We start from the raw sequence: 6,999 nt of genomic DNA on the forward strand, positions 1-6,999 counted from the left end.
GCGGGCAGAGGGATCATCCCTCGCGGCCTGCGCGCAATTCCTGAAAGCGGATGACCGAGTTGACGCCGAGCCACGCGATGGGCTCCGGAGGCAATCTCGTCGGTTCCGGCTGATTGCTGTATTTGTCGAGTTCGAGGCTACCGGCACCCGCCGCCAGATCGGCCGCCATCATGCCCGCAAAAGTGCTCTTGACCGTGCCGAGACCGTTCTCGCAGCAGGCGGAAAAGAGCCCTTCCTCGACCTCGCCGAATGCCGGCACATGGTTCCGGCTAAGGCAGAGCGCGCCCGCCCAGCTATATTCCATCGGCAGGCTTTCCAGCCCGGGGAACCGGGCATCGAACGACCGGCGCTGTTCGACCGCGATACCGGCAACGCGCTTCTCCGACACTTTCAGGCTCGGGTCATAGGTGAACCTCGTCCTGACGACGATCCTCGAAAGCCCGTCCTTGGTGATCTTGCGCACCGTCGCGCCCATCGGGTCGGCCGGCAATAGCGCCCAGCGATCCACACCGGTGACGTCACCTGCGAATTCGTTCTGGGAAAAGGCCGATGTCATCGACGCGTAGGTGAAGATGTGCATCAGCCGGCCGCGGAAATGGCCGAAGCTTTGAATATGGCCGTTGACGCCCAAAATGACCTTCGGCGCCGAAACGGAGCCGCAACCGGTCTTCGCCTTCCAGGTCCTGCCTTCGCGCGAAAGCTCCAGCACCGGCGAGTGCTCGTGGATGGCGACCTTCGAATGGAGCCCGCGCGCCAGGCCACGAATATAGTCGGCCGGCTGGATCATTACCGCGCCCGGCGTGTAAAGGCCGCCATGGTAATAGCGAGAACCGGTCATCTCTCGCATTTGATGTGCATCGAGAACACGATGCTGCTCGCCGATCTTCTCGAGCGACTTCCTGTAATTGTCGTTGAGACCCATGCCCCGGTCGGAGGCCGCGGCATTCACCTTGCCCGATGGGTCAAAGGTTTCCCGCGACAGGCCGTTTTCGGCCGCCACATCGGCTGCGAAGGCAATCGCCAGGCGGTTCTGCCGAATCTCCTCTTTGGTCGCCTCTTCGTCGGCCACCGAATACTCGCCCGAGGACAGGTTGTGCGGCACGTCGATCATGAAACCGGAATTCCGGCCGGCCGGACCCTTGGCGAGCTCGCGAGCCTCCAGGACGACGATCTTGTCCTGGGGGCGCAATTGCGAGAGGCGGCGCGCCGCCGAGAGGCCGGCAAATCCGCCGCCGATGATCAGCCAGTCCGCAATAGTGTCGTGCTCAAGCGCCGCTACGGGAAAGGCGCGTTCGCTGGTCGCCTCCCATCCCGAAACGCCGGTGTCGGTCGGCAGGTGCTTGATCACATGGCGGCTCATCGGATGGTCTCGTCGACCGACCGCTCGGATACGTCGATCCAGATGGTCTTGAGTTCGCAGTAATTGTCGTGAGCAAAGACCGACTTGTCGCGGCCGCCGAAGCCGGACTCCTTGTAGCCGCCGAACGGCGTGGTGGCATCACCTTCACCGAAGCAGTTGACGGTGACGACGCCGGCGCGGATTTCGCGCGCGAGCTTGATGGCGTTTCTCAGGCTGCCGGTATAGACCGACGCCGTCAGGCCGTAATTGGTGTCGTTGGCAAGGGCGATCGCTTCGGCAAGCGAATTGAAGGTTGTGACCGAGAGTACCGGCCCGAAGATCTCTTCCTGGAACAGGCGGCTGGCGGGCGTTACGCCATCGAACACCGTCGGCTCGATGAAGATGCCGCCATGCGTTTCGCCGCCGTGGGCGACCGTTAGCTTCTCCGTCTTGGCGTCGTCGAGGAAGGATTTCACCTTCTCGAAATGCGCTTTGCTGACCAGTGCGCCGATGCGATTGTCCGGATCGAGCGGATCGCCGGTCTTCCATTCGCGCATATAGGCGCCGATGCGCTTCAGCAACTCGTCCTTGATCTTGGAATGAACAATGAGACGCGACGTGGCAGAGCAGTTCTCACCCATGTTCCAGAAGGCGCCGTTGACCACCTGCTCGGCAACGAGATCCAGGTCTTCGGCATCGTCAAGAACGACCGCGGGATTCTTGCCGCCGCATTCGAGTACGACCTTCTTGAGGTTCGAATCCGCGGCATAACGCAGAAAGCGGCGGCCGGTCGGGGTCGATCCGGTGAAGGCGACCATATCGACACCCATGTGCAGGCCGATCGGTTCGCCGACTTCGCGGCCGGAGCCGGTGACGACGTTGAACACACCAGCCGGAATGCCGGCTTCATGGGCAAGCTCGGCGACACGCAGCGTCGTCAGCGTCGTTTCCTGGGCCGGCTTGACGATGACCGAGCAGCCAGCGGCGAGCGCCGGGCCGATCTTCCAGGCCAGCATCAGCAGCGGGAAATTCCATGGAAGCACACATCCGACGACGCCGATCGGCTCGCGCACGATCATCGTCAGCGCGTTGGCTCCGACCGGGGCGGTGTTGTCATAAAGCTTGTCGATCAGCTCGGCATGCCAGCGGATCGTATGAATGGTATCAGGAATATCGACCGTCTGGCATTCCCGCACCGGCTTGCCGCTGTCGATGCTTTCCAGGACGGCAAGCTCGTGCCTGTTCTGCTCCATGAGCTTGGCGAGCTTCAGAAGCACTTCCTTGCGCGCTCCCGGCGAGCGCAGCCGCCAGCGTCCATCATCGAACGCATCCCTCGCTTTCGTAACGGCGAAGTCGACGTCGCTGGAATCGCAGGCGGCGATTTCGGCAAGGACCTCGCCCGTTGCGGGGTTCGTGGAGGCGAAGGTCTTGCCGGAATTTGCCGGACGGAATGCGCCATCGATGAAGGCATTCGTCGGAAACTGAAGCTCGGTGGCGATCGCCTTGTATTCGGCGGCGGTCAAGGGTTCATGCATGGTTTGCTCCCGATGTGATCTGGGCGACCGTGCGCTTCAATGTGGCGACGACGGTCTGGAGGGTTCGCTTTTCTTCGGAGTTGAGCGGACGCAGCGGCGCGCGGACCGATCCGACATTCAGCCCGATCAATTCGCATCCGTGCTTGATCGACTGGACGAACTTGCCGCATTCAAGGAAATCCATCAGCGGCAGCATTGCCGTCATGATCGCCCGGCCCTTGTCGAAGTTCTTTTCCAGGACGCAGGCCTCATAGAGAGCGACATGCTCGCGCGGCAGGAAGTTTGAGCCGGCGCAGACCCAGCTCTTCGCACCCCATGCGAAGAATTCGAGCGCCTGATCGTCCCAGCCGCAGGACAGCGCGATATGCGGAAATTTCCGGGCGAGCCGATGAAGATTGCCCATGTCGCCGGAGCTTTCCTTGATGGCGATGACGTTCTTCGACTTGCCGACGCGGGAGAAATACTCCTCGCCCATCACCACGCCCATGCGGGCCGGATAGTTGTAGAGCATGATCGGCAGGTTGGCGGCGCGATCGACCGTCAGCGCATGGACGGCGTTTTCGCGTTCGGTCGGCAGCGCGTAGGGCGGTGACGACACCAGGATTGCATCCGCGCCGATTTCCTTCGCCGCCTTGGCATATTCGACCGAATCTTCGGTACGTATGGCACCGGTCCCGATGATGAGCGGCAGCCGTGTGCCGATGACTTCTCGCGCATAGGCGGCGAGTTCGAAACGCTCCTGGCTGCTCTGGGCGTAGTATTCGCCCGTCGAACCGCCGACGATGATGCCGTGCACTCCCGCCTCGATCAGCGACTCGAGCACGGCGGTAAATCCGGCCCGGTCGATCTGTCCATTTTGATCGAGTGGCGTCACCGCCGGCGTATAGATCCCCTCAAACTTCACGGTGACTTCTCCAATAATTGCGTGGCCGGAGCGCCGAGGAAGGCGTCCGCTTTCAGGCCTTGCGGGGCGATGAACATCTCCATGTTCTCGCGGGACAATTCCCAGTGTTCGAAAACGAGATCGACGACGGCATTCTCGTCGTGAGCGCCGAGCGCGGCGATGAAGCCGTCATGGTGGTCGACCGCCACCTGCAGCCGCCGCTTCATGTCCTCGTTCCTCGGTCGGAAGAACGTGTGGCCGATGCGCGCGTGATCGATGAGCAGCCGGCCGAGACTCGGCTGCAGATAGACGTTGCCCGACATTTCGCCGAAGATCTCGTGAAAGCGGTTGTTCTCCAGCACCATTCTCAGGGCGTCTGCGTCCTCGCTGGCGGCGCGAAAGCGCTCCTGGGTCTGCTTCAGGTCGACAAGCTGGGCGGGCTTGAAATTCTGCACGGCGAGACGGCCGATCGCCGCATAGATCATCGGCGCGACAAGAAAGAAATTGCGCAGCGTGGAGTGGTTCATCGGGATGACCCGCGCACCCCTGTTCTCGCGGATATCGATATAGCCCTCACCGGCAAGGCGGCGGAATATGTCGCGGACCGGCGTCCGGGAGAGCCCATATTTTTCGCTCAGACTGGCCTCGTCCAGATCGGCGTCCGGGTCCAGTTCCATCGTCAGAATCCGGCGTTTCAGATCTTCGTAGAGATTGCTCTTGGGTGTCCTCGCCATCGTCGATCTCCAGCCATTGTTGCTCTACGTCATGAAGATGGCACGGCACTCAGGAGGAGTCAAATAATTGTGTACTTTGAGTACACAATTATTATTCCCAGGATACACAATATCGCGAAGTCGCGCGGAGCCGTTGCCGGTTCGGCGCCGTTTCAATTCCAAGGTGAGGGATTGGCTTGCGCCCGATACGCGGATTGGCCGAAACCGCGGGCAATTCCTTCTGGAAACCTGCGTCGGTCGTCGGAGAGAGTTCTTCGTGGCGGGTTATCAGCGCCTTCGGCGCGTCAACGCCAATCATCGGGCGTCGAAAGCTGGCCGCGGCACGGCGGCGCGCCGCCATCTGCGGATATCACGCTGATGGCGGCGGTTTTGTTGGGGCCGTCGAGGTCGGCGTCCCCATTAGATCACGGGGCGAGCGCTCCGCTCTTCTTGGCGGTCCAGGTTGCGATATAGTCCATCAAGCCGGGGTTGAGGCAATCGTACGGCTCGAGGCCCGACGCCTTCAACTGCGCTCTGACGGCGTCCATCTTGCCAGGATCGAAGCCGCTTTCGATGATCGACGACACGAAGGCCGCAAAGCCCGGCTTTGCCCAGCCGCCTTCCTGGAAGCGCTCCGGATGGATGAACGACAATCCCTGGAACGCATGTTCACGCTCGACCGGGCCGTACAGATGCACGCCGCATTGCTTGCAGGCATGCCGCTGGATCAGCGCCGCGGCTTCGACGACGGCAAGTTTGTCACCGTTCTCCAACACTTCGACGCTGTCGGTCGGCGCAACTGCCACGACCGAAAAGACGGCGCCCTCTGGCTTCCAGCACTTGGTGCAGCCGCAGGCGTGATTATGGGCGATATCGCCCTTGATCCTGACCTTTACGGGGTTGCTCGTGCACTTGCACACGAGCGTTCCGCCTGCAAAGGCAGCGTCAGTCGCCTGAAAGCCTGAATCCACTAGCGGATGAATAGCTATGCTCATTGCTTTTCTCCTTCCCTCCCTGGCCGTTTGCGTTATGCCCGGCCGAGCCCTTCCAAACTAATTTCCCAACCTCTGCGCATGCCAGCGCAGATGGTCTTCCATGAATGTCGAAATGAAAGAGTAGGAGTGGCCGTAGCCTTCCTGCATGCGAAGCGACAGGTCGATGCCCGCCGCTTCGCAGGCTTGCCTGAGCTCATCGGGACGCAATCCGTCCTCCAGGAAGCTATCCGCCGTCCCCTGATCGACGAACAGTTCCGGGAACCGGTACCCGTCTTCGATCAGCGAGCAGGCATCATAGGCCCGCCAGGTCGTTTCATCCGCCCCGAGATATTTCCGCAATGCCGGTTTCGACCAGCCGGAGACCGAGGGACGGCTGATCGGCGCGAAGGCCGAGCAGCTCTGGAAGCGATCCGGGTTCTTGAGCGCGATGGTGATCGCGCCATGCCCCCCCATCGAGTGCCCGAAGATTCCCTGGCGGCCCATGTCGACCGGGAATTCCGCGGCCAGCAGCCGCGGCAACTCGTCGACGATGTAGCTGTACATCCGATAGTTCGCCGAATAGGGCGGCTGGGTGGAATCGACATAAAAGCCCGCACCCTTGCCGAACTGCCAATTGTCGGCTTCGTCGGGGACGTGGTCACCGCGCGGGCTGGTATCCGGGCAGACGACGATCAGTCCGAGCTCAGCCGCAAGCCGCCGATACTCGCCCTTGTCCATGACATTGGCATGCGTGCATGTCAGGCCGGAAAGGTACCATAGAACCGGGCAGTTGCCCTTGAGCGCCTGCGGCGGCACGAAGACAGCAAAGGTCATGTCGCAATCACAGACCTCCGAGCGATTAACGTAACCCCCCTGGATGCCGTCGTGTGACTTCTCTGTCGAGATGGTTTTCATGGCTTAATAGACCACCACGCCGCGGATGCTTTCGCCCTTGTGCATCATGTCGAAGCCTTTGTTGATGTCTTCGAGCGGCATGGTGTGGGTGATCATCGGGTCGATCTGGATCTTGCCCTGCATGTACCAGTCGACGATCTTCGGCACGTCGGTGCGGCCACGCGCGCCGCCGAAGGCGGTGCCCATCCAGTTGCGGCCGGTGACCAGCTGGAACGGCCGGGTGGAGATCTCCTGGCCGGCGCCGGCAACGCCGATGATGATCGACTTGCCCCAGCCGCGATGGCTGGCTTCGAGCGCCTGGCGCATCACCTTGGTGTTGCCGGTGCAGTCGAACGTATAGTCGGCGCCGCCGATCAGGTCGCCATTGCGCTTCGTCAGGTTGACCAGATAGGGCACGATGTCGTCGCCGACCTCCTTCGGATTGACGAAATGCGTCATGCCGAACTTCTCGCCCCATTCCTTGCGGTCATTGTTGATGTCGACGCCGATGATCATGTCGGCACCGGCAAGCCCCAGGCCCTGCAGCACGTTGAGGCCGATGCCGCCGAGACCGAAGACGATGGCGGTGGCGCCGATCTCGACCTTGGCGGTGTTGATCACCGCGCCGATGCCTGTCGTCACCCCGCAGCCGATGTAGCAG

7 protein-coding genes are annotated in these 6,999 nt (G+C 61.7%); all 7 read right to left on the bottom strand.

Annotated elements, in window-relative coordinates; genetic code table 11:
- Positions 1 to 13: 13 nt before the first annotated feature.
- Positions 14 to 1,360 (bottom strand): FAD-binding oxidoreductase, encoded by a 1,347-nt coding sequence (locus HJB82_RS03135; RefSeq protein WP_207584616.1) that lies wholly within the window; start codon positions 1,358 to 1,360, stop codon positions 14 to 16.
- Positions 1,357 to 2,874, bottom strand: coding sequence for an aldehyde dehydrogenase (locus tag HJB82_RS03140; RefSeq protein WP_207584615.1), 1,518 nt, complete (start codon positions 2,872 to 2,874; stop codon positions 1,357 to 1,359). The genes HJB82_RS03135 and HJB82_RS03140 overlap by 4 nt, the downstream gene beginning before the upstream one ends.
- Positions 2,867 to 3,778, bottom strand: a complete 912-nt coding sequence (locus HJB82_RS03145) for a dihydrodipicolinate synthase family protein (RefSeq protein ID WP_207584614.1) — start codon at positions 3,776 to 3,778, stop codon at positions 2,867 to 2,869. Before HJB82_RS03145 ends, HJB82_RS03140 begins: the two co-directional genes overlap by 8 nt.
- Positions 3,775 to 4,491: a GntR family transcriptional regulator gene (locus HJB82_RS03150; protein WP_207584613.1), complete on the bottom strand. Its 717-nt coding sequence runs from the start codon at positions 4,489 to 4,491 to the stop codon at positions 3,775 to 3,777. Before HJB82_RS03150 ends, HJB82_RS03145 begins: the two co-directional genes overlap by 4 nt.
- A 404-nt stretch (positions 4,492 to 4,895) precedes the next feature.
- Complete coding sequence (gfa, locus tag HJB82_RS03155) at positions 4,896 to 5,465, bottom strand: S-(hydroxymethyl)glutathione synthase (RefSeq protein ID WP_221115162.1); 570 nt, start codon at positions 5,463 to 5,465, stop codon at positions 4,896 to 4,898.
- Positions 5,466 to 5,522: 57 nt separating this feature from the next.
- Positions 5,523 to 6,359 carry an S-formylglutathione hydrolase gene (gene fghA / locus HJB82_RS03160; protein WP_207584611.1) on the bottom strand — a complete coding sequence of 279 codons (837 nt, stop codon included), beginning with the start codon at positions 6,357 to 6,359 and terminating at the stop codon, positions 5,523 to 5,525.
- 3 nt (positions 6,360 to 6,362) lie between these two features.
- Positions 6,363 to 6,999 (bottom strand): zinc-binding dehydrogenase (locus tag HJB82_RS03165; RefSeq protein ID WP_221139565.1); only part of this gene is annotated, 637 nt, incomplete at its 5' end.

It is taken from the genome of Rhizobium sp. NZLR10, assembly GCF_019685125.1.
In the GTDB taxonomy this organism is placed as follows: domain Bacteria; phylum Pseudomonadota; class Alphaproteobacteria; order Rhizobiales; family Rhizobiaceae; genus Rhizobium.

Bases quoted from the DNA above. Each gene is read 5' to 3' on its own strand.
- gfa (WP_221115162.1), bottom strand. From the start codon at position 5,465: ATGAGCATAGCTATTCATCCGCTAGTGGATTCAGGCTTTCAGGCGACT.
- HJB82_RS03150 (WP_207584613.1), bottom strand. From the start codon at position 4,491: ATGGCGAGGACACCCAAGAGCAATCTCTACGAAGATCTGAAACGCCGG.
- fghA (WP_207584611.1), bottom strand. From the start codon at position 6,359: ATGAAAACCATCTCGACAGAGAAGTCACACGACGGCATCCAGGGGGGT.
- HJB82_RS03135 (WP_207584616.1), bottom strand. From the start codon at position 1,360: ATGAGCCGCCATGTGATCAAGCACCTGCCGACCGACACCGGCGTTTCG.
- HJB82_RS03140 (WP_207584615.1), bottom strand. From the start codon at position 2,874: ATGCATGAACCCTTGACCGCCGCCGAATACAAGGCGATCGCCACCGAG.